Source organism: Pseudoxanthomonas sp. YR558, assembly GCF_900116385.1.
Taxonomy (GTDB): Bacteria; Pseudomonadota; Gammaproteobacteria; order Xanthomonadales; family Xanthomonadaceae; genus Pseudoxanthomonas_A.
Genome location: NZ_FPCI01000001.1, coordinates 1,331,827 through 1,353,269, shown reverse-complemented (window position 1 = coordinate 1,353,269; position 21,443 = coordinate 1,331,827). Strand labels below are relative to the sequence as shown.

Here is a 21,443-nt window from a genome sequence, read left to right as displayed (position 1 = left end):
AGGTTGGTATGCACGATTCCGTGCGGGAGCGCATGTTTTGATGACGGATTCAACGATGATCGCCGCGGATGCGGCCCCGTTCATCTTTCCGACACGCGTCTATTGGGAAGATACCGACGCCGGTGGCGTGGTCTACCACGCGCAGTACGTCGCCTTCCTGGAGCGCACCCGCACCGAATGGTTGCGGGCCCGCGGACATCATCAGGAGCAACTGCGCCAGACCCACGACCTGGTGTTCGCTGTCCGCGCGATGCGCCTGGATTTCCTGCGCCCCGCGCGGCTGGACGACCTGCTGCAGGTGACCGCGCGCATCCACCAGTGCAAGCGGGCCAGCGTGGTGTTCGCCCAGACGATCGAGCGCGACGGCGAGCGGCTGCTCACCGCCGAGGTCAAGGTCGCGGCGCTGAGCGCATCCGGGTTCAGACCCGTTGCGCTCCCCGATACGTTGTACGAAGAGTTCCGCCGGCTCGAGACACCGGGCCTACCGCTTTAAACCGACACGCAAGACAACACGAGAATCGAGGAACGACGGATGATCGCAACGCTGCTGGCCTTCCAGGACACCGTGGTGGAGGCGCTGCCGCCGGAGACCGCCGCCGCGGCCGCCCAGGCGACCGCCGAGACCGTGCACAGCGGGATCAACTACATCGACCTGATGCTCAAGGCCAGCCTGCCGGTCAAGCTGATCGTGCTGTTGCTGCTGGCCGGTTCGCTGATCAGCTGGATCATCATTTTCCGCAAGGCGCGGGTGTTCAAGACCGCCAACCGCGACGCCGACGAATTCGAAGGCCGGTTCTGGTCCGGTGCCGAACTGCACAAGCTTTATGCGGGCGCCGCCGACCGCAATCGCGTCGTCACCGGGCTCGAGGCGATCTTCGAAGCCGGCTTCCGCGAGTTCACCCGCCTACGCGACAAGCGCGGTCTGGATGGGCGTGCGCAGCTGGAAGGCGCGCAGCGGGCGATGCGCGTGACCTATACGCGCGAGGTCGACCAGCTGGAACGCAACCTGGAACTGCTCGCCAACATCGGCTCCACCGCGCCCTACGTGGGCCTGGTGGGTACCGTGTTCGGCATCATGGTCACCATGCACGACATGCTCAACAGTGGTGAGCAGGCCGGCATCGCGGCGGTGGCGCCGGGCATTTCGGAAGCACTGTTCGCGACCGCGATCGGCCTGTTCGTGGCGATTCCCGCGGTGTGGGCCTACAACCGCTTCACCACGCGCGTCGAGCGCCTGTCGGTGCGTTACGAAAGCTTCGCCGAGGAATTCAGCTCGATCCTGCAGCGCCAGAGCTCGGGCGAGTAAGCGGAGCGCCCCATGGCCGGAAGCATCTTCCATCGCAAGCGCCGCAAGCTGAAGTCCGAGATCAACGTCGTCCCGTACATCGACGTGATGCTCGTACTGCTGATCATCTTCATGGTCACCGCGCCGCTGCTGACGCTCAGCGTCGACGTCAAGCTGCCGTCTTCGAACGCCAAGGCGGTCGAGACGCGCAACGAACCGATCATCGTCATCGCCTATCCCGACGGCCGCTTCGGCCTGAAGCTGCCGGAAGCCAAGCAGCCGGAAGTGCTGGACGCGGCCGGGCTCGAGGCCAAGGTCGCCGCGATCCGGGGCGAGCAGGGCAACGAGCTGCGCATCATGGTGGCTGCCGAAGGATCTGCGCCGTACCAGAAGGTGCTGGATGCGATGGACGTGCTCCGCCGCGCCAAGGTCAGCAACGTCAGCCTGATGACCAACGCGGGTGGCAATGCACGCTGACGTTGCCCCGCGCCATCCGGCCCAACGCGACGAAGGGCTGGGCAGGGCGGTCGCCTGGGCGGTCGGCCTGCATCTATTGCTGGCCGTGCTGCTGATCGTGTCGCCGTTGCTGACGTGGGACCGGGACCGCCTCAACGCGGCCGGTGCACCGACGATGGAAGCCACGCTGGATGCTTCCGCCGCCGACCAGCGCGCGGTCGAACGTGCGTTGGACTTCACGCCTGCGCCGATGCCCGAGCCCGTGGAAGAGCCGGCACCGGAAGACACCGTGCCGCCGCCGCAGCCGATTCCCGAGCCCGCCCCGCAGGATGCGCCGGTCGAACGCCAGGCCGAGGCACAGGAACGTGTGCCCGTTCCCGATACGACCGAGCAGGATGAGGCGCGGCTGGACGCGATCTCGCAGGAAAAGGCGCGCCAGGAGCAGGAAGCCAAGCGCCGCCAGGAACAGATCGACCTGACCGAACGCAAGCGCCAGGAGCAGGCCGAGCAGCAACGCCGCCTCGCTGCGCAGCAGGAAGAGGACCGGCAGAAGCGCATTGCCGCCGAGGCGCAGCAGAAGGCGGAGGCCGACAAGAAGCGGCTGGAGGAAATCCGCCGCCAGCGCGCCCAGGCGTCGCGCGAAGCCCAACTGGCCGAGCAGAAGCTGCGTCAGTTGGCCGATGCGCGTGCGCGGCAGGCGGCAAGCGCCAACCAGTCCCAGTACAGCCAGCCCGCCGCGCCGGCCGGGAATGGCGGTACGGACGAGGATCTTCGCGGTCGCTACGCCGCCGCGATCCAGGAGGCGGTGCTCCGGCAATGGACCCGGCCCGAATCCGTGCCCGTCGGGACCCGTTGCAAAGTGGTGATCCGCCAGTTGCCTGGCGGAGAAGTCGTCAGTGCCGAGGTCCAGCCGGGCTGCGCGATGGATGCGGCGGGCCAGGATTCGGTCGAGCGCGCGGTGCTGAAAGCCCAGCCGCTGCCCTATCGTGGCTACGAATCCGTGTTCGCCCGCACCCTGACCTTGAACTTCGAGGCCCGGGACCGCTGACTTCACGCGGCGTTTCGGCGCCCCTCGTTCACAATTGTTAAAACGTTCACGCGGAGACTGGTATCCCTTTCCAGCCCCGCCCAACCGCAGAGTTGCCGTGCCCATGATGAAGTCGCTGCGCTGGTTCGCCCTCGTTCTCTTCACGCTCGCCCCGGCCCTGGCCGCTGCCCAACAGCAGGGTCTGGAGATCGACATCATCGGCGGCAACGCCTCGGCGCTCCCGATCACGGTCGTGCCGATGCCCTATCAGGGCTCCGCCGCTGCGCCGCCGACGGACGTCGCCGATGTGGTCCGCTCCGACCTTGAGCGTTCCGGCGCCTTCCGCACCTTGCCGGAAGCGAGCGTCACCGAACGTCCGACCCGTGGCGGAGAAATCCAGTATCCGACGTGGCGCGCACTGCGCCAGGACTACATCGTGGTCGGCCGTGTGGCGGATGCCGGCGATGGCAGCTACCGCGTGGAGTACGAGCTGTTCGACGTGGCCAAGCAGGAACGCATGCTGGGCCTGGCGATGACCGCCCGCGCCAACGCCATGCGCGACGTCGCCCACCAGATGGCCGATGCCATCTACGAGAAGATCCTCGGCGTGCGCGGCGCGTTCTGGACCCGTATCGCCTACGTGACCGCCGCGGGCACCGGCAAGGCGACGCGCTATGCCCTGATGGTGGCCGATTCGGACGGCTACAACCCGCAGACCGTGGTGCGCTCGGCCGAGCCGCTGCTGTCGCCGTCGTGGAGCCCGGATGGCCGCCGGCTGGCTTACGTCAGCTTCGAAGGCGGCAACTCGGCGATCTACATCCAGGACATCTCCACCGGTGCGCGCGAAAAGGTAGCCAGCTTCCGCGGCATTAACGGCGCGCCGTCGTTCTCGCCGGATGGCCGCCAGTTGGCGCTCACCCTGTCGCGCAGCGGCAACCCCGAAATCTACGTGATGGACCTGGGCAGCCGCTCGCTGCGCCAGTTGACCAACACCTCCGCCATCGACACCGAGCCGGTGTGGAGCGCGGACGGCGGCACGATCTACTTCACTTCCGACCGTGGTGGCCGCCCGCAGATCTACCGCGTCGCTGCCGCCGGCGGCAGCGCCAGCCGCGTGACCTTCGAAGGCACCTACAACGCGACCGCGAGCGTCTCCTACGACGGCAAGAAGATCGCCGTGGTGCAAGGCTCGGGCAACAACTACCGCATCTCCCTGATGGACAGCAGCCTGGGCGGCGCCCGTTGGTCGTCGTTGTCGCCGGGCTCGCTGGACGAATCGCCGAGCTTCGCCCCGAACGCCAGCATGGTGCTCTATGCGGCGCGCGAAGGCGGGCGTGGTGTGCTGTACGCCGTCTCGGCCGATGCGCGCGTACGCCAGCGTCTGGTCGTGGCCAACGCCGATGTCCGCGAGCCGGCGTGGTCGCCCTATCGCACTGCGCGTTAAGTTTGTGTCTACAATATCGAACCCCTGATCCCCCTGTTCCAACGACGCAAGGAATGACCATGAACAACACCACCCGTGTTCTGATGCTGTCCCTGATGTCGGTCGCTGTGCTGGCCGGCTGTAAGAAGGACGTCAAGCCGACTCCGCCGGCCGATACCACCACCACGACGCCGACCACCCCGACCACCCCGACCACCTCGGGCGTGTACGGCCCCGGCGACCTCGACACCGACGCCTGCCTGCGCCAGCGCGTGGTGTACTTCGACCTCGACCAGGACGCCCTGAAGCCGGAATTCCAGGCCATCATGGGTTGCCACGCCAAGTACCTGCGCGACCGTCCGTCCTCGCGCATTTCGCTGGAAGGCCACGCCGATGAGCGCGGCAGCCGCGAGTACAACCTGGGCCTGGGCGAGCGCCGCGGCAACGCCGTGAACTCGGCCCTGCAGGCGGCCGGCGGTTCGGCCAGCCAGCTGACCGTGGTCAGCTACGGCGAAGAGCGTCCGGTCTGCACCGACTCCAGCGAGTCCTGCTGGTCGCAGAACCGTCGCGTCGAGATCGTGTACACGGCGAAGTAAGCCGTCGTCACCACGATGATCGCGAAGAAGTACATGCTGGTCCTCGCGGCGGCCCTCGTGGCCGCCGCACCCGCCCACGCGCAGCGCGTGAGCCTGGCCGACCGCGTCGCGGCGCTGGAAGCGAAGGCCAACAACCCGCAGCAGAACCTCGATCTGCTCAACAAGGTCACGCAGCAGGAATCCGAGCTGCGCGAACTGCGGGCGCAGCTGGAGCAGCTGCAGAACGAGAACGAGCAGCTCAAGCAGCGCAACCGCGACCAGTACCTGGATCTCGACGGCCGTTTGAACCGCTTGGAGGGCGGTGCTGCACCCGCAGCCCCCGCGCCTGCCACGACGACTCCGTCGCTAAGTACCGCCCCGAAGCCGGCCACCGCGCCGGCGCCTACCGCCGCCATGTCCGAACGTCCGCCGAGCGTGCATGGCGACATGGGCGCGATGTCCGCGACCGGCGACGAGCGCACCGCGTACAACGTCGCGTTCGACAAGCTGAAGGCCGGCGACTACGCCGACGCCGCGCAGCTGTTCACTAGCTTCCTGCAGCTCTATCCGTCCGGTGTCTATGCGCCCAACGCGCTGTATTGGCTGGGCGAGAGCTACTACGTCACCCAGAATTACGCGCTGGCCGCGGACCAGTTCCGCGCGCTGCTGGCGCAGTACCCGACCCACGACAAGGCCCCCGGCGCACTGCTGAAGCTGGGCCTGTGCGACTACGGGCTGGGCAAGCTGCCCGAAGCCGAGCGCACGCTGGGCGAGGTCATGGCCAAGTACCCGGGCACCGACGTCGCCCGCACGGCCGACGATCGCCTGCGCGCCATCCAGCTCGGCCGCCTGCGCTGACCCGCTGTGTCCGGCGCCCGTAGGGGCGACCGGGTCGACAGGGCGTATCATGCGCACCCCATGAACGACGCCGCCCGCCCCAGCGAGATCGTCCAGTCGCCGCTGGAACGTCTCAAGATCACCGAAATCTTCCTCTCGCTCCAGGGCGAGGCGAATGCGGTCGGCTGGCCGACGGTGTTCGTGCGCCTGACGGGCTGCCCGCTGCGCTGCCAGTACTGCGACACCGCCTACGCCTTCCACGGCGGGCAATGGTGGGAGATCGACGATATCGTCGCCGAGGTCGCGCGCCAGGGCGTGCGGCACGTCTGTGTGACCGGCGGCGAGCCGCTGTCGCAGAAGCGCTGCTTGCTGCTGCTGCAGAAACTCTGCGATGCCGGCTACGACGTTTCGCTGGAAACGTCCGGCGCGATCGACATCGCCGGCGTGGACCCGCGGGTGTCGCGCGTGGTCGATCTGAAGACGCCGGGCTCGAAGGAAATGGTGCGCAACCGGCTGGAGAACCTGCCGTTGCTGACCGCGCGCGACCAGGTGAAGTTCGTGCTGTGCGGACGCCAGGACTACGAGTGGGCGCGCGACATGCTGGCGGAGCATCGCTTGGCCGAACGCTGCGACGTGCTGTTCTCGCCCAGCAAGAGCGAGCTCGATCCGCGCGACCTGGCCGACTGGATCGTTGCCGATCGCCTGCCCGTGCGCTTCCAGATGCAGCTGCACAAGCTGTTGTGGAACGACGAACCGGGGCGCTGACGCAGCGCCTGCGGTAGCCTACCCATTACCCCACGAAGCACCACTCCATGAAGAATGCCGTCGTCCTGTTGTCCGGAGGGATGGACTCCGCCGCCGTCGTCGCGATCGCTCGCGAACAAGGCTTCGCCGTGCACGCGCTCAGCGTGCGCTACGGCCAGCGGCACACCTCCGAGCTCGACGCGGCCGCGCGCGTGGCGCAGTCGCTCGGCGCGGTCGCGCACAAGACCGTGCATGTGGACCTGCGCAGCATCGGCGGTTCGGCACTGACCGACGATATCGACGTGCCCGAGGCTGGCGGCCCCGGCATTCCCGTCACCTATGTGCCGGCACGCAACACGATCATGCTGTCCGTCGCGCTGGGCTGGGCCGAAGTGCTGGGCGCCAGCGACATCTTCTGCGGCGTCAACGCCGTGGACTATTCCGGCTACCCGGATTGTCGCCCCGAGTTCATCGACGCCTTCGAGAAGCTCGCCAACCTCGCCACCAAGGCAGGCGTGGAAGGCGCCGGCCTGCGGATCCACGCACCGCTGCTGCGCCTGAGCAAGGCCGACATCGTGCGCGAGGGTCTGCGCCTCGGCGTGGATTTCTCCCAGACCGTGTCGTGCTATCAGGCCGACGCGGAAGGCCGCGCCTGCGGGCACTGCGATGCCTGTCGCCTGCGTGCCGCGGGCTTCGCCGACGCGGGCGTACCGGATCCCACGCATTACGTGTGAATCGGGCGGATTTCGTCCCTCGCGGGCGATGCGCTAGAATGCGCGTCCCGGTGCAAGGCCGGGATGCGTTTCAGGGCCGTTAGCTCAGTCGGTAGAGCAGAAGACTTTTAATCTTTTGGTCGAAGGTTCGAATCCTTCACGGCCCACCAAACATTCGCTGCCTGCGAACCGTGTCCTTCGGCGATCAGTCTTGATCGCGTTCGTGGGGCAGGTACATGCACCACAGCGTCGCGGCTCCCATCGTCCCACGACCGGCTTCGACGAAGCGCGCGCGCTCATAGAACCTGACGTTCGACGGCTCTGCCGTCTCGAGGTACACGCCATGGGAAAGTCCATCGGCGGCGGACAGATCGCGGAACGACGACAGCAGGCGCATGCCGATGCCATGGCCATGCAGGGCCGGATCGACGCCGATGACGCCCAGGTAGTAGTGCGGCACGGCGGGGGCGTGCGCCGAGGCAATGCCTTCGTAGATCGCCATCCGATCGGTCAGTCCGGGGACGGACCTCTCGAAGTCCTGCCAGTCCTCTGCGAGGCCGGCAGGCCAGGCGGGAGGGGCCGTGGTGTAGCCCATCACCATGCCGTGGATGTCGGCGCTGTCGCGTGCGACGAGGACCGGCATGTCGAGCGCGATGCGCGCGCGCATCAACAGCGAGAAAAAACGCGTGAGGCGTTCCCGGTACGCGGTTCCTGTCTGCAGCAGGAAGCCCGTGATCGGATCGTTGGCGAAGGCATGGGTCAGCCGATCCACGGTCTGGACCAGATCGGCAGGCGTCGCGCGCGTGATCTCCATGACGTCGGATGGCCTGGCGGCAGGATGCCGGGAGTGGCTTGTATGCCACATCGAGCGAGCGATGGGTCGACCGCCCGGCTGGGCGCCGGCCGCCCCTGAGGCACTACCGCCCGGTAAAATGCGGCGCCAACCTTTGCGGGTGCTTCCGGCGCCCCCATATCGACGTCAAGGGTGGGCTGGCCGAAGCCGCGACGTTCTCCGTCCCCCACGCCCTCACACGATCGACTTTCCCCAGGTGTTTCCATGACCAATCCGTTGCTCGACTTCTCCGGCCTGCCGCGTTTCGACGAGATCCGCGCCGAGCACATCGCGCCCGCCATCGACCAGTGGCTGGCCGAGGCGGAAGCCGCGGTCGCCACGGCCGAAGCCGTCGCACCGGTGACGTGGGAGACCTTCGTCGTGCCGCTCGACGATGCGACCGAGCGCCTCGCGCGTGCCTGGAACCAGGTGACCCATCTGGAGGCGGTGGTGAACACGCCGGCGCTGCGCAGTGCGTACAACGCGCTGCTGCCCAAGGTGACGCGTTTCTGGAGCGCGCTGGGGCAGAACCTGGCGCTGTACCGCCAGTACCGCGCCCTGGGCGATGCGCCCGAGGCCGCGCAGCACGACGATGCGCGGCGTAAGGTGCTGGAGAACGCGCTGCGCGATTTCCGCCTGGGTGGCGCGGAGTTGCCCGAGGCGCAGAAGGCGCGCTTCGGCGAGGTGAAGGAAGAACTCGCCGGTCTGTCGGCCAAGTTCTCGCAGAACGTGCTCGACGCCACCGACGAGTACGAGTTCTGGATCAAGGACAAGCAGCACCTCGGCGGCCTGCCATCCGACGTGGTCTCCGCGGCGCGCGCTGCCGCCAAGGCCGACGACGAGCCCGGCTGGAAATTCACCCTGCAGATGCCGTGCTACCTGCCGGTGCAGACATACGCCGACGACCGCGCGCTGCGCGAGACGCTGTACCACGCCAACGCGGTGCGCGCCTCGGAACTGGCCGACAACGAAGCGCTCGACAACTCCGCGCTGATCGACCGCATCCTGGCGCTGCGCGCCGAACTGGCATCGCTGCTGGGCTTCCCCAGCTACGCGGCGTATTCGCTGGCCACCAAGATGGCCGACACGCCGGACGAGGTGCTGCATTTCTTGCGCGACCTGGCCGCTCGCGCGAAGCCGCATGCGCAGCGCGACCGCGCCGAGCTGGAAGCCTTCGCAGGCGAACACCTCGGACTGGAAACCGTCGAAGCCTGGGACCTGGCGTACGCCAGCGAAAAACTCAAGCAGGCCCGCTACAGCTTCTCCGCGCAGGAAGTGAAGCAGTACTTCACCGAACCGGCCGTACTGAAGGGCCTGTTCGGCGTGATCGGCGACCTCTACGACCTGCGGGTGGAACAGGACACGGCGCCGACCTGGCACCCCGACGTGCGCTTCTACCGCTTGGTGGACGGCGCGGGCGCGCTGGTGGGACAGTTCTACCTGGATCTGTACGCGCGCGAGGGCAAGCGCGGCGGTGCGTGGATGGACGATTGCCGCAACCGTCGTACGACGGTGCGCGGCGAGCAGACGCCCCTGGTCTATCTGGTCTGCAATTTCGGCAAGGGCGTGGACGGCAAGCCGGCGACCTTCAGCCACAACGACGTGACCACCCTGTTCCACGAAATGGGGCATGGGCTGCACCAACTGCTCACCCAGGTCGGCGAGCTCGGCGTGGCCGGCATCAACGGCGTGGAGTGGGATGCCGTGGAGCTGCCCAGCCAGTTCATGGAGAACTTCTGCTGGGAGTGGGCGCGCGTGCAGGCGATGACCGCGCACGTGGACAGCGGTGAGCCCTTGCCGCGTGCGTTGTTCGACAAGATGGTCGCGGCGAAGAACTACCAGAGCGGCATGGCCACGGTCCGGCAGTTGGAGTTCGGCCTGTTCGACATGCAGCTGCATAGCGGCTTCGACGCCGCCGGCGATACGGTATTGGCGCTGCTCGATCGCGTACGTGCCGAGGTCGCCGTGAACCTGCCGCCGGAATGGAACCGCTTCCCCCACCAGTTCAGCCACATCTTCGCGGGCGGCTACGGGGCGGGCTACTACAGCTATAAGTGGGCCGAAGTGCTGAGTGCGGACGCCTACGAGGCGTTCGAGGAGGCACCCGACAAGGTGGCCGAGACGGGTGCGCGCTTCCGCCATGAAATCCTGGCCCGCGGTGGCAGCCGCGGTGCCGCGGAGAATTTCAAGGCGTTCCGGGGCCGCGCGCCGCGGATCGACGCCCTCCTGCGCCACGCCGGCATGGCGGGTTGAGCCCCTTGCGGCGGGTCCGGGACGGCCAATCCGGGCTCCCGAAGCGGGTTTGACCGTGACTGTAAACGTTTTCATAATGACTCCCCCGTAACACCCGCGTTCCCGGGAGGACCGCTTACATGCCGCATCAGCGCAGGATCGAAGGACTGATCGCCGAGATGACGCTGGACGAGAAGATCGGCCAGCTGGGCGCGTTCGCCGATGCGCTGCGGCCGTTCGCCTTCGAGGTCAACCCGGAGACGTTCGCGCGCGATGCCGAGCATGTCCGCCAGCAGATCCGTGCCGGTCGCGTCGGCGCCCTGTTCAACGGCGTGGGTGCGGCGGAAGGCCGCGAGGCGCAACGCATCGCGGTGGAAGAAAGCCGACTCGGCATCCCATTGTTGTTCGGTGCCGACGTCATCCATGGCATGCGCACGGTGTTTCCGATTCCGTTGGGCGAAGCGGCCAGCTTCGAACCCGACCTGGCCGAGCGCACGGCGCGCGCCACCGCGAAGGAAGCCACCGCGACCGGCATCCACTGGACGTTTGCGCCGATGGTGGACATCGCGCGCGACCAGCGTTGGGGCCGGGTGGCGGAAACCTCGGGCGAGGATGTGCACCTGTCGTGCGAATTCGCTGCGGCCCGTGTGCGCGGTTTCCAGGGCGAGGACCTGACCGCGCCCGATTCGCTGCTCACCACGCCGAAGCATTTCGCCGCCTACGGCGCGATCTCCGCCGGCCTGGACTACAACTTCGTCGACATGGCGCCGCAGACGCTGCGCGATGTGCACCTGCCGCCGTTCAAGGCCGCCCTCGATGCCGGCGCGCTGACGTTGATGAGTTCGTTCAACGACATCAACGGCGTACCAGCATCGGCCAACCGCGAACTGCTGACCGACATCCTGCGCGGCGAGTGGAAATTCGAAGGGTTCGTCGTGTCCGACTACACCTCGGACCTGGAACTAATCGCGCACGGCTATGCGGCCGACGAGGCCGATGCCGCGCAGAAGGCGCTGTCGGCCGGGTTGGACATGAGCCTGCAGAGCGGCGTCTACGCCAACCACGTGGCTGCGCTGGTCGAGCAGGGCAGGCTTTCGCTGGCCGAGGTCGATGAAGCCGTGCGCCGCGTGCTGCACGTCAAGGCCGCTGCTGGCCTGTTCGACGATCCTTATCGCTGCCTGGATGCCGCGCGCGAAGCGGACCAGTCGCATATCCCGGCGCACGATGACCTCGCGCGTGAGTGCGCGCGTCGTTCGATCGTCCTGCTGAAGAACGAAGGCGACGTGCTCCCCTTGAAGAAGGCCGGCCAGCGCATCGCATTGATCGGTCCGTTCGCGCAGGACACCGCCAACCTCGGCGGCTGCTGGAACATCTTCGGCGATGCCTCGCGCATGGTCGATCTGGAAACCGGCCTGCGTGCGGCGCTGGATGACCCATCCGCGCTCGTCGTCGTGCCGGGCAGCGGCATCGAAGACGCGCTCGAAGGCGGCATCGACGCCGCCGTCGCGGCCGCGCGCCACGCCGATGTCGTGTTGCTGGCCCTGGGCGAGCCGCACGAATTCTCCGGCGAAGCGCAATCGCGCACGCAGATCGTCATTCCCGCCGTGCAGCAGGCGTTGGCCGAGGCAGTTGCGGCGACTGGCACGCCCATCGTCGTCGTGCTGCGCAATGGTCGTGCGTTGGCGCTGGAAGGCGCCGTGCGCGATGCGCAGGCGGTGCTGGTCGGCTGGTTCCTCGGTACGCAGACCGGCCCGGCGGTGGCCGATGTGGTGTTCGGCGACTACAACCCATCGGCGCGACTGCCGGTGAGCTTTCCGCAGGATGCCGGCCAACAGCCGTATTTCTACAACCATCCCGCCACCGGCCGTCCCAACGTGCCGGGCACCCCGCGTTTCTTCCAGACTCGCTGGCGCGAAGTCAGCCATGCCGCGTTGTATCCGTTCGGCCATGGCCTGTCGTACACGCGTTTCGACTATGGCGTGCCGCAGCTCGACACCGCGCAACTCGGCTGGGACGACACGTTGACGATCCGTGCGCGCATCGCCAACAGCGGCGCGCGTGAGGGCGAGGAAGTCGTGCAGCTTTACCTGCGGGACCGCACCGCCAGCCGCGTGCGGCCGGTGCGCGAGCTGAAGCGGTTCCAGAAGATCGCGCTGGGTGCCGGGCAGTCGCAGGATGTCGTGTTCACCCTGACCCGAGCGGATTTCGCTTTCCACGGCGTCGACAACCAGCTCGTGGCCGAGCCCGGCCTGTTCGACGTGTGGGTCTCGCCGTCCGCAACCGCGGGCGATGCGGTGCAGTTCGAACTGCTCGCTCCCTGATCCGGCATGTCGATCCCCGATGACGCCGCCGCCGATGGCGGCATGACCGCGGACGCGCCCGGCGTGCGCGAGCGCATCGCCACGCGCATCGCGTTCTTCATCGGTGGCTTCGCGGTATCGGCGTGGGCGCCGCTGATTCCCTTCGCCAAGCGGCGCCTCGCACTCGACGATGCCCAACTCGGCCTGATGCTGCTCTGCCTCGGCGTCGGCTCCGTGATGATGATGCCGCTCGCCGGTAGCCTGGCGGCACGCTTCGGCTGCCGGCGCGCGATCCTCGCGGCTGGCGCAATGATCTGCCTATGCATGCCGGCGCTGATGCTGGCGCCCTCGATTCCGGTGCTCGCGGTGACGCTGGCCGTGTTCGGCGCCAGCGTGGGCGTGCTGGACGTGGTGATGAACGTGCAGGCGGTGATCGTCGAACGCGCGAGTGGGCGGGCGATGATGTCCGGCTTCCATGGCATGTACAGCGTCGGCGGCATCGCCGGTGCCGGCGGCGTGGCGGCTGCCTTGGCATTGGGCGCGACGCCGCTCGTCGCCATCGCGTGCACCGCCGTGCTGGCCGCACTACTGCTGGCGATGGCGCGCAGTGGCCTGCTGGCGCAAGGCGGCGAAGGCGATCAACCGGCGTTCGTGTTGCCGCGCGGCCGCGTACTGCTGGTGGGCGCGGTCTGCTTCGCGATGTTCCTGTCCGAAGGCGCGGTGCTGGACTGGAGCGCGGTCTTCCTCAGCACGGTGCGCCAGGCGGATCCGGCCACCGCTGGCTTCGGCTATGTCGCCTTCGCGGTGACGATGACGCTCGGCCGCCTGACCGGCGACCGCATCGTGCAGGCGTTGGGCGCGTTCCGCGTGGTGGTCTGCGGCGCGCTGGTCGCCGCGGCGGGATTCACCCTGGCCATCCTGTCCACGTCGCCGATGGCGGGCCTGGCGGGATTCGCGCTGGTCGGCGCCGGCGCGGCGAACGTGGTGCCGGTGATGTTCTCGGCCGCCGGACGCCAGCGGGACATGCCTACCCACCTGGCGGTGGCTGCGGTGACGACGATGGGCTATGCGGGCGTGTTGCTGGGGCCGGCGGCGCTGGGCTTTGTCGCCAAGGCGACCTCGCTGCCGATGGCGTTCGGCCTGCTGGTCGGGTTGCTGCTTTGCGTGGCCGGCGCCGGGCGCCAGGCGACGCGCGACTGAGGGCGGATCAGGGGCGCGGCGCGCCCCGCATCATCGGTCCCGGACCATAACCGGGGCCGTAGTAGTAGCCGGGTCCATCGGAGCGGCTGACGTTGATGTCGAGGTTGAAAGTGCGCGGCTTGCCTTCGTCGTTGTACGTGGTCTTGCACAGGTTGAGGTTGGCCGCGTTGTAGGTGCTGCGGCCATGGCCCTTGCTGTAGCCGATGCCGGTGGTGACGCTGCCGGAGACGCCATCGCCGTCGTCATCGCCGTACCAGGCGCAAGGATCGACCGGTGCCTCGGCTTGCTGTCCCTTCGGCTTGGCGACCTGGCGATCGCCGTACCAGGTGCCCGGCGCGTCGTTCGCATAGGCGCTGGCGTTGGGCAGGGCGAGATCCAGTGCCTCGGCGCTCTGCTGCGCCCACGCCGGCGCGGTCATCAGGGCCAGCAAGGCGAACGGCAAGGTCTTCATGGAAGCTCCTGGTGAGGGCGTGTCGGTGGGGGCACCTGCACCGCACGCTAGCAGCCGCGGATTGAACGCCGGCTGATGCGTGGCCGGTGGCCGCAGGAACTTCAGCCCGCGGCGCCCAGGGCTTCCAGCACGCGCTCGCCGTAACGCGCCAGCTTGGCGCCGCCGATGCCACCGACCCGCGCCAGATCGTCGAGCGTGGCCGGCTGCTGTTCGGCGATGTTGCGCAGCGTGCTGTCGTGGAAGATGACGTAGGCCGGTACGTTCTGTTCGCGTGCCAGCTGAGCACGCAAATCCCGCAGGGCCTGGAAGCGGGGCAGGTCGACGGCCTCCACGGCCACGCCGCTGCGAGGGCTGCGGTCGCGTTCGCGCCGTTCGCGCTGCTCCTTGCGCAGCTGCAGGCGGCGCTCGCCCCGCAGCACCGCACGGCTGCCCTCGGTCAGGCGCAGGCTGCCGAACTCGGCCTCCACCTCCAGCAAGCCGCAGGCGACGAGCTGGCGGAATACGCTGCGCCAGGCGGTGGCATCCAGGTCCTTGCCGATCCCGTAGGTGGTCAGGTGGTCGTGCCCGCACTGGCGGATGCGCTCGCTCTCGCTGCCGCGCAGCACGTCGATCACGTGATTCACGCCGAAGCGCTGGCCGCTGCGGTACACGCAGCTCAGCGCCTTCTGCGCAGACTCCGTGGCGTCCCAGGTTTCGGCCGGGCTCAGGCAGTTGTCGCAGTTGCCGCAGTCGTGCGGATACACCTCGCCGAACCCGGCCAGCAGCACCTGTCGACGGCATTGCGTGGATTCGCAGTAGCCCAGCAGCTGATCCAGCTTGCGTCGCTCCAGGCGCTTGCGCTCCTCGCCGGCTTCGCCCTGCTCGATCATCTGCTTCAGCAGCACCACGTCGCCCAACCCATAGCAGAGCCAGGCTTCGGCGGCCTCGCCGTCGCGGCCGGCGCGGCCGGTTTCCTGGTAGTAGCCTTCCATCGACTTGGGCAGATCCATGTGGGCCACGAAGCGCACGTCGGGCTTGTCGATGCCCATGCCGAAGGCGATCGTCGCCACCATGACGATGCCGTCCTCGCGCAGGAAGCGCCGCTGGTTGTGCGCGCGGATCTCCGCATCCAGGCCAGCGTGGTAGGGCAGGGCATTGAAGCCCTGTTCGGTCAGGTAGTCGGCGAACTGCTCGACCCGCTTGCGCGACAGGCAATAGACGATGCCGGCTTCGCCACGGTGCTTGCGAAGGAAGTCCCTCAGCTGGTGGCGGGCGTTGTCCTTCTGCACCACGGTGTAGCGGATATTGGGGCGGTCGAACGAGCTGACGAATTTCTCGGCCTCGACCAAGTTCAGCCGCTCGGCGATCTCGCGTTGGGTGGGCGGGTCCGCGGTGGCGGTGAGCGCGATGCGCGGCACATCGGGCCAGCGCTCGTGCAGCAGGGTCAGTTCCAAATACTCGCGGCGGAAGTCGTGGCCCCAGGCCGACACGCAGTGGGCTTCGTCGATGGCGAACAGCGCGATCCGGCTGCGGTCCAGCAGCGACAGGAAGCGCCCTGTCAGCAGCCGTTCCGGCGCCACGTACAGCAGGTCCAGCTCGCTGCGCAGCAGGGCCTGCTCGACCTGGGCGGCTTCGTCGGCGGCCAGTGAGGAGTTCAGGAACGCCGCGCGCACGCCCAACTGGCGGAGCGCGTCCACCTGGTCCTGCATCAGGGCGATCAGCGGCGAGACGACGATGCCGGTGCCGTCGCGCAACAGCGCGGGTACCTGGTAGCACAACGACTTGCCGGCGCCCGTGGGCATCAGCACCAGGGCATCGTGGCCGGCGGCGAGGTGTTCGACGATGGCCTGCTGGTGGCCACGGAAGGCGCTGTAGCCGAAGACGCGCTGCAGCGTTTCAAGTGCGGGGGACGACATGGGTACAGGATACCGCGACGGGCCCCGGCGGCCCTGCGTGATGGACGCGCCGCGGGGTCGGAATTCTCCGGCCATGAACGCAGACGCCCGGCCGAAGCCGGGCGTCCAGGCCACCACAGGGCGGAATTACTGGAGCAGCGAACGCAGCATCCAGGCGTACTTCTCGTGGGTCTGCAGGCGCTGGGTCAGCAGGTCCACCGACGGGTCGTCGCCGGCGTCGTCGGCCACCTTCAGCACCTTGCGGGCCGTGCGGCAGACCGCTTCGTTGCCAACGGTCAGCTGGCGGACCATTTCGCGCCAGTCGGCGCTGTCGGTCAGGCCGGGCTCTTCGGGGATCGAGGTCAGGCTGACGAACTCGCGGTACGAGCCGGGCGCGTTGTAGCCCAGGGCGCGGATGCGCTCGGCCACCTCGTCCAGCGCCGTCCACTGCTCGGTGTACTGGGTCTCGAACATGTTGTGCAGCGAGTTGAACATCGCGCCGGTGACGTTCCAATGGAAGTTGTGGGTCTTCAGGTACAGCGTGTACGCATCGGCCAGGTAGCGCGACAGGCCGTCGGCGATCTTCTTGCGGTCGCCCGTGCTGATCCCGATATCGATGTTGGGCGCGGTCGGTGCCGACGGGATGGGCGCGGTGACAGCCGGGGCCTTGGCCGGCTTGGACTTCGTCTTGGCCATGCGGATTCTCCTGAGGGTGGGTTGAGGCGGCACAATAGACACACTAGAACATGTGGCGTGAGCAAAAAGTTTCAACCGCTTGCTGAAGAATGAATACCTCTCGTGACCCATCCCCCGCCTCCCCCGACCGCACTGCCCTCGAGCAGGGCCGGCGCGCGCTCGACCGCGCGCTGAGCCGCGACCGCGGCCGCCTGCACGGCCTGTGGTCGCGCTGGCAGGGCAAGCCGGCGGATGCGAGCGCGCGACAAGCTTTCGAGCAGGCATTGACTGCGTCGATCGCCACCCGCGAGCGCCGTCAATCGACCGTGCCGGCGGTGACGCTGGATGCGTCCCTGCCGATCGCACGCGAAGGCGAGCGCATCGTCGAACTGATCCGCCACCACCAGGTGGTGGTGATCGCCGGCGAGACGGGCTCGGGCAAGACCACCCAGTTGCCCAAGCTTTGCCTGGCGGCCGGGCGCGGCGTGGCCGGGATGATCGGCTGCACGCAGCCGCGCCGGATCGCCGCGCGCGCGGTGGCGCGACGCGTGGCCGAGGAGTTGAAGACGGAGCTCGGCCGGGGCGTCGGCTTCCAGGTGCGCTTCAACGACCAGGTGTGCGACGACACCCACATCAAGTTCATGACCGACGGCATCCTGCTGGCGGAGATCGCCAGCGACCGCTGGTTGTCGGCCTACGACACGATCATCGTCGACGAGGCGCACGAACGCAGCCTCAACATCGACTTCCTGCTCGGCTACCTGAAGCAGCTGCTGCGCAAGCGCCGCGACCTCAAAGTCATCGTCACTTCGGCCACCATCGACACCGAGCGCTTCGCGAAACACTTCGACGATGCGCCGGTGATCAGCGTGGAGGGCCGGACGTATCCGGTCGGCGTGCGTTACCGGCCTTTGGAGGGCGAGGGTGGCGGCGACGAGGAAGGCCGCGCTGGCGACCGCTCCGTCAACGACGCCATCGTCGGCGCCATCGACGAGATCACCCGGCAGGATCCACGCGGCGACGTGCTGGTGTTCCTGCCGGGCGAGCGCGAGATCCGCGATGCGCACCAGGCGCTGGAGCGCCGCAAGTATCGCCAGACCGAGGTGCTGCCGCTGTACGCGCGCCTGTCGAACCAGGACCAGGACCGCGTGTTCAACCCCGGTCCGAACCGGCGCATCGTGCTGGCGACCAACGTGGCCGAGACATCGCTGACGGTGCCGCGCATCCGCTACGTAGTCGATCCCGGCTTCGCGCGCGTCAAGCGCTACAGCCCGCGCAACAAGCTGGATCGCCTGCACATCGAGCCGATCTCGCAAGCCAGCGCCAACCAGCGCAAGGGCCGCTGCGGTCGTATCGCCGAGGGCATCTGCTATCGCCTGTATGCGGAATCGGATTTCCAGGCGCGCGCAGAGTTCACCGATCCCGAAATCCGGCGCTCGAGCCTGGCCGGTGTGATCCTGCGCATGCTGCAGCTGGGATTGGGCCGGATCGAGGATTTTCCGTTTCTGGAAGCGCCCGACGAACGCGCCGTCGCCGACGGCTGGCAGCAGCTGGCCGAACTGGGCGCAATCGACGGTGATCGCCGCCTGAGCGCCATCGGCAGGCAGATGGCGCGGTTGCCGGTGGACGTGAAACTGGCGCGCATGCTGGTCGCCGCGCAGGCCGCCGGTTGCTTGCGCCCGATGCTGGTGATCGCCTCGTTCCTGGGTATCCAGGATCCGCGCGAGCGTCCGGCGGATGCGCGTGGCGCGGCGGACGCGGCGCACGCCCAGTTTGCCGATGGGCGCTCCGAGTTCGTCGGCGTCCTGCGCCTGTGGGACGCGTACCGGCAGGCCCATGAAGACCTGACCCAATCCAAGCTGCGCGACTGGTGCGGCCGCCATTTCCTCGGCTTCCTGCGCATGCGCGAGTGGCGCGAACTGCATCGGCAGCTGCGCCTGCTGTGCGAGGAGCTGGGCTGGAAGGAAGAAGACACTGACGCCTCCCTGTCGCCGCTGCTGGCGGGCAGCCGCGCACCGGTTGCCGTGCGCGACGACGCTGAAGCGGTGAAAGCGACCCGCGGCCAGTTGCATCGCGCGGCACGATTGGCCCGCGAAGGAAAAACCGAAGCCGCACCGGCGCCGGTGGCTGCGCGCGCCCAGAACGAGCAGGCGCTGAACAGCGGCTACAGCGAGCGGCAGCGCGCCAACGCTTACCAGGCCCTGCATCGCGCGCTGGTCGCCGGACTGCCGACGCAGATCGGCCATCGCACCGAGAAGGGCGACTACCAGGCGCCGCGCCAACGCCGTTTCCTGCCGTTTCCCGGCTCGGCGCTGTCCAAGCGCCCGCCGCCCTGGCTGTTGGTGGCCAATCTGCTGGACACCCAGAAGGTGTGGGGCATGACGCTGGCCGCGATCGAACCGGACTGGGTGATCGCCGAACTGCCGCACCTGCTGCTGCGCAAGCATTTCGATCCGCATTGGTCGCGCGCGCAGGGGCAGGTGCTGGCGTCCGAGCAGATCAGCCTGTTCGGGCTGGTGCTCGCGCCGAAGAAACCCGTGCACTACGGCCGCATCGCACCGGCCGAGGCGCACGACATCTTCGTCCGGCAGGGCCTGGTGACCGGCGAGATCAACACGCGCGCCGGCTTCGTCGCCGACAACCTGAAGGCGCTCGAACAGGCGCGCGAAGAAGAAGCCAAGCTGCGCCGCGCCGGCCTGGTCGCCGACGACGACTGGCAGGCGCGCTGGTATCTGGATCGCGTGCCGCCGGAGATCCATTCGGCGGCCGCACTGGATGCATGGTGGAAGACGCTGCCGGCCGACAAGCGCCGCGCGCTGCACTGGTCGCTGGTGGACCTGCTGCCGGGCGAGGGCAGTGAGGAAGACAGGTATCCGAAGTACTTCGCCCTCGGCGATGCGCGGCTGCCGCTGCACTACAGGTTCGAGCCGGGTGCGACCGACGACGGTGTGACGCTCGACGTGCCGCTGCACCTGCTCAACGCCCTCGATCCCGCGCGCCTGTCATGGTTGGCGCCCGGCTTCGTCGCGGACAAGGCCTCGGGCCTGATCCGCAGCCTGCCCAAGGCGGTGCGACGCAATTACGTGCCGGCACCGGATTTCGGTCGCGCATTCTTCGAAGCCTTCCCGAAGCCGAGTGCCGACGACATCCGTGGTGAACTGGCGCGCTTCCTGTCCCGGGCGACCGGGGTGACGGTAGCCGCGCTCGATTTCGATGAGGCCGCACTGGAGCCGCACCTGCGCATGAACCTGCGCTTGCGTGAGGACCCGCGTGGCGGCGGCGAGGGGAGGGTGCTGGCGGAATCGCGCGACCTGGATGCGCTGCGCGCGCGCTTCGGCGCGAAGGCGGGACAGGCCTTCGCGGCACGGGCTGGTCGCGAGATGGCGGCCACCGGCCTGCGCGACTTCCCAGCGCAGGCCATCCCGCGCGAGGTTCCCGGCGAAGCCGGCGTACCTGCCTATCCGGCGCTGCGGGATGACGGCGATACGGTCGCTTTGCAGGTGTTCGCTGATCGCGCCGAGGCGAATACGGCGCATCCCGGTGGCGTGCGCCGCCTGCTGGAGATCGCGCTGACCGACAAGGTGAAGCAAGCGCGTAAGCAGCTGCCGGTGTCGCCCAAGACCGGCCTGCTGTATGCAGCCATCGAATCGCAGGAACGCCTGCGTGGCGACATCGTCGATGCGGCGATGAATGCCGTGCTTGCCGAGGGGCTGGAGGCGATCCGGGACCGTGCCGCGTTCGAGCAGCGCCGCGACGACGCCGGCAAACGGTTGTTCGGCGAAGCGATGGAGCGGTTGAAGCTGGCCGAGGCCATCCTGTCCGCGGTGGCCGAACTCAAGCCGCAGTTGGAAGCGCCATTGATGGGCTGGGCGCGCGGAAACCTCGACGACCTGCGCGCGCAACTTGCAGCCCTGGTGCATCCGGGCTTCCTGCGCGAAACACCTGCCGACGCCCTTGCGCAATTGCCGCGCTACGTTAAGGCGATGCGCCTGCGCGCCGAACGCGCGGTGCGCGACCCGACCCGCGACCAGGTCCGCATGCTGGAGATCAAGCCGTTCGCCGACGCGCTGGCGCAGGCGGTGGAGGAGGGCGTCGCCGGATCGGCGGACTGGCAGGCCCTGCGTTGGGACCTGGAGGAACTGCGCGTGTCGATGTTCGCCCAGGAACTGGGAGCACGCGCCGGCATTTCGCCGAAGAAACTCGCGCAGCGCCTGCAGGCGCTGCGCGGTTGAACGGACTTACTTGACGCGGCGGACCTTCGCAGGCGTGTTGTAGCCTTTGATGCGCAGGAACCAGGTGTTGAAGATGCCCGGCTTGATGGTCACTTCGGGGTTGGTTTTCCGCACGCCATTGAGACTGGCCGGTTCGACCTGTTCCCACACCTGGCCGTTGGCCAGCGTGTAACGGTTGCCCTTGGCGAAGCCCTTGAACTCACCGGCCAGCGTGCTGGTGATCGCTTCATCGGAGCCGAAATCGAAGAAACCACGGTTCTCCTGTTCGAGCTGCTTGCGCGTATCGGCCTGCGCCTGCGCGACGGCGGTCTGGGTTTCCTGCCGCACTTCCTGTCGTGCCTGCTCGACGGCGCGGGCAGTCTCGGTGCCGACCTTCCGGGTCAGCCATGCGCTCAGTGCCGTCAGCTCGGCGTCGCTGAGCTTGTCCAGGCCGGCGGCCTTGAACTCTTCCGCCGTCATCGACCCACGCAGGTCGGCGAACCGCGCATCAGAGGCGGCGTCCTGCGCGAAAGCGAACATCGGGGTGGCCAGCAACGCGATGGATAGAAACAAGCGGCTCATCTTCATGGTTGTTCCTTCGGGCGAGT

At 68.0% G+C, this 21,443-nt stretch carries 18 protein-coding genes and 1 tRNA gene; 14 read left to right on the top strand and 5 right to left on the bottom strand.

The genetic code is table 11. The features are described from left to right. The first annotated feature begins 40 nt into the window (after positions 1–40). The 10 genes from ybgC (at position 41) to BM365_RS06490 (ending at position 7,230) form a co-directional block, all read left to right on the top strand. Positions 41–493: a tol-pal system-associated acyl-CoA thioesterase gene (gene ybgC / locus BM365_RS06535; RefSeq protein WP_093487634.1), complete on the top strand. Its 453-nt coding sequence runs from the start codon at positions 41–43 to the stop codon at positions 491–493. Positions 494–532: 39 nt separating this feature from the next. Continuing rightward, positions 533–1,306, top strand: a complete 774-nt coding sequence (gene tolQ / locus BM365_RS06530; RefSeq protein WP_093487632.1) for a protein TolQ — start codon at positions 533–535, stop codon at positions 1,304–1,306. A gap of 12 nt (positions 1,307–1,318) precedes the next feature. Beyond that, positions 1,319–1,762 (top strand): ExbD/TolR family protein, encoded by a 444-nt coding sequence (locus BM365_RS06525; protein ID WP_093295958.1) that lies wholly within the window; start codon positions 1,319–1,321, stop codon positions 1,760–1,762. Beyond that, positions 1,752–2,789, top strand: a complete 1,038-nt coding sequence (gene tolA / locus BM365_RS06520) for a cell envelope integrity protein TolA (RefSeq protein WP_093487630.1) — start codon at positions 1,752–1,754, stop codon at positions 2,787–2,789. Before BM365_RS06525 ends, tolA begins: the two co-directional genes overlap by 11 nt. 103 nt (positions 2,790–2,892) lie before the next feature. Beyond that, entirely contained in the window at positions 2,893–4,212 is a 1,320-nt protein-coding gene (tolB, locus tag BM365_RS06515) for a Tol-Pal system beta propeller repeat protein TolB (protein ID WP_093487628.1), read from the top strand. Positions 4,213–4,271: 59 nt separating this feature from the next. Next, complete coding sequence (gene pal, locus BM365_RS06510; protein ID WP_093489535.1) at positions 4,272–4,787, top strand: peptidoglycan-associated lipoprotein Pal; 516 nt, start codon at positions 4,272–4,274, stop codon at positions 4,785–4,787. Between the two features lie 15 nt (positions 4,788–4,802). Further along, on the top strand, positions 4,803–5,624 hold the full coding sequence (gene ybgF, locus BM365_RS06505; protein WP_093487626.1) for a tol-pal system protein YbgF: 822 nt from the start codon (positions 4,803–4,805) through the stop codon (positions 5,622–5,624). A gap of 60 nt (positions 5,625–5,684) precedes the next feature. Next, on the top strand, positions 5,685–6,368 hold the full coding sequence (gene queE / locus BM365_RS06500; RefSeq protein WP_093487624.1) for a 7-carboxy-7-deazaguanine synthase QueE: 684 nt from the start codon (positions 5,685–5,687) through the stop codon (positions 6,366–6,368). A 47-nt stretch (positions 6,369–6,415) separates the two neighbouring features. Then, positions 6,416–7,081 carry a 7-cyano-7-deazaguanine synthase QueC gene (queC, locus tag BM365_RS06495; protein ID WP_093487622.1) on the top strand — a complete coding sequence of 222 codons (666 nt, stop codon included), beginning with the start codon at positions 6,416–6,418 and terminating at the stop codon, positions 7,079–7,081. Positions 7,082–7,154: 73 nt separating this feature from the next. Continuing rightward, positions 7,155–7,230, top strand: a tRNA-Lys gene (locus tag BM365_RS06490). 35 nt (positions 7,231–7,265) lie between these two features. Here BM365_RS06490 and BM365_RS06485 read toward each other — a convergent pair. Next, positions 7,266–7,874, bottom strand: a complete 609-nt coding sequence (locus BM365_RS06485; protein ID WP_158253442.1) for a GNAT family N-acetyltransferase — start codon at positions 7,872–7,874, stop codon at positions 7,266–7,268. A gap of 243 nt (positions 7,875–8,117) precedes the next feature. On the opposite strand from BM365_RS06485, the gene BM365_RS06480 reads away from it, so the two are divergent. The 3 genes from BM365_RS06480 to BM365_RS06470 all read left to right on the top strand — a co-directional run bounded on the left by BM365_RS06480 (position 8,118) and on the right by BM365_RS06470 (position 13,624). Next, positions 8,118–10,145, top strand: coding sequence for a M3 family metallopeptidase (locus BM365_RS06480; protein WP_093487617.1), 2,028 nt, complete (start codon positions 8,118–8,120; stop codon positions 10,143–10,145). A gap of 119 nt (positions 10,146–10,264) precedes the next feature. Continuing rightward, positions 10,265–12,445, top strand: coding sequence for a glycoside hydrolase family 3 N-terminal domain-containing protein (locus BM365_RS06475; RefSeq protein ID WP_093487615.1), 2,181 nt, complete (start codon positions 10,265–10,267; stop codon positions 12,443–12,445). 42 nt (positions 12,446–12,487) lie between these two features. Continuing rightward, a complete protein-coding gene (locus BM365_RS06470) occupies positions 12,488–13,624 on the top strand; it encodes an MFS transporter (RefSeq protein ID WP_175502080.1) in 1,137 nt (378 codons plus the stop codon). Positions 13,625–13,631: 7 nt separating this feature from the next. On the opposite strand, the gene BM365_RS06465 is transcribed toward BM365_RS06470, so the two are convergent. The 3 genes from BM365_RS06465 to BM365_RS06455 all read right to left on the bottom strand — a co-directional run bounded on the left by BM365_RS06465 (position 13,632) and on the right by BM365_RS06455 (position 16,645). Further along, positions 13,632–14,075, bottom strand: a complete 444-nt coding sequence (locus BM365_RS06465) for a hypothetical protein (RefSeq protein ID WP_093487611.1) — start codon at positions 14,073–14,075, stop codon at positions 13,632–13,634. A 101-nt stretch (positions 14,076–14,176) separates the two neighbouring features. Next, positions 14,177–15,970, bottom strand: a complete 1,794-nt coding sequence (gene recQ, locus BM365_RS06460) for a DNA helicase RecQ (RefSeq protein WP_093487609.1) — start codon at positions 15,968–15,970, stop codon at positions 14,177–14,179. 126 nt (positions 15,971–16,096) lie between these two features. Further along, positions 16,097–16,645 carry a Dps family protein gene (locus tag BM365_RS06455; RefSeq protein WP_093487607.1) on the bottom strand — a complete coding sequence of 183 codons (549 nt, stop codon included), beginning with the start codon at positions 16,643–16,645 and terminating at the stop codon, positions 16,097–16,099. 89 nt (positions 16,646–16,734) lie between these two features. On the opposite strand from BM365_RS06455, the gene hrpA reads away from it, so the two are divergent. Continuing rightward, positions 16,735–20,856 carry an ATP-dependent RNA helicase HrpA gene (gene hrpA, locus BM365_RS06450; protein ID WP_093487605.1) on the top strand — a complete coding sequence of 1,374 codons (4,122 nt, stop codon included), beginning with the start codon at positions 16,735–16,737 and terminating at the stop codon, positions 20,854–20,856. Positions 20,857–20,862: 6 nt separating this feature from the next. Here hrpA and BM365_RS06445 read toward each other — a convergent pair whose 3' ends face one another. Then, the gene (locus BM365_RS06445) at positions 20,863–21,423 is read right to left on the bottom strand and encodes a hypothetical protein (RefSeq protein WP_093487603.1); all 561 of its coding nucleotides are present in this window, start codon (positions 21,421–21,423) and stop codon (positions 20,863–20,865) included. Positions 21,424–21,443: the final 20 nt, after the last annotated feature.

Coding starts and splice junctions, on each gene's coding strand:
- ybgC (WP_093487634.1), top strand. CDS start 41: ATGACGGATTCAACGATGATCGCCGCGGATGCGGCCCCGTTCATCTTT.
- tolQ (WP_093487632.1), top strand. CDS start 533: ATGATCGCAACGCTGCTGGCCTTCCAGGACACCGTGGTGGAGGCGCTG.
- BM365_RS06525 (WP_093295958.1), top strand. CDS start 1,319: ATGGCCGGAAGCATCTTCCATCGCAAGCGCCGCAAGCTGAAGTCCGAG.
- tolA (WP_093487630.1), top strand. CDS start 1,752: ATGCACGCTGACGTTGCCCCGCGCCATCCGGCCCAACGCGACGAAGGG.
- tolB (WP_093487628.1), top strand. CDS start 2,893: ATGATGAAGTCGCTGCGCTGGTTCGCCCTCGTTCTCTTCACGCTCGCC.
- pal (WP_093489535.1), top strand. CDS start 4,272: ATGAACAACACCACCCGTGTTCTGATGCTGTCCCTGATGTCGGTCGCT.
- ybgF (WP_093487626.1), top strand. CDS start 4,803: ATGATCGCGAAGAAGTACATGCTGGTCCTCGCGGCGGCCCTCGTGGCC.
- queE (WP_093487624.1), top strand. CDS start 5,685: ATGAACGACGCCGCCCGCCCCAGCGAGATCGTCCAGTCGCCGCTGGAA.
- queC (WP_093487622.1), top strand. CDS start 6,416: ATGAAGAATGCCGTCGTCCTGTTGTCCGGAGGGATGGACTCCGCCGCC.
- BM365_RS06485 (WP_158253442.1), bottom strand. CDS start 7,874: ATGGAGATCACGCGCGCGACGCCTGCCGATCTGGTCCAGACCGTGGAT.
- BM365_RS06480 (WP_093487617.1), top strand. CDS start 8,118: ATGACCAATCCGTTGCTCGACTTCTCCGGCCTGCCGCGTTTCGACGAG.
- BM365_RS06475 (WP_093487615.1), top strand. CDS start 10,265: ATGCCGCATCAGCGCAGGATCGAAGGACTGATCGCCGAGATGACGCTG.
- BM365_RS06470 (WP_175502080.1), top strand. CDS start 12,488: ATGACCGCGGACGCGCCCGGCGTGCGCGAGCGCATCGCCACGCGCATC.
- BM365_RS06465 (WP_093487611.1), bottom strand. CDS start 14,075: ATGAAGACCTTGCCGTTCGCCTTGCTGGCCCTGATGACCGCGCCGGCG.
- recQ (WP_093487609.1), bottom strand. CDS start 15,970: ATGTCGTCCCCCGCACTTGAAACGCTGCAGCGCGTCTTCGGCTACAGC.
- BM365_RS06455 (WP_093487607.1), bottom strand. CDS start 16,645: ATGGCCAAGACGAAGTCCAAGCCGGCCAAGGCCCCGGCTGTCACCGCG.
- hrpA (WP_093487605.1), top strand. CDS start 16,735: ATGAATACCTCTCGTGACCCATCCCCCGCCTCCCCCGACCGCACTGCC.
- BM365_RS06445 (WP_093487603.1), bottom strand. CDS start 21,423: ATGAAGATGAGCCGCTTGTTTCTATCCATCGCGTTGCTGGCCACCCCG.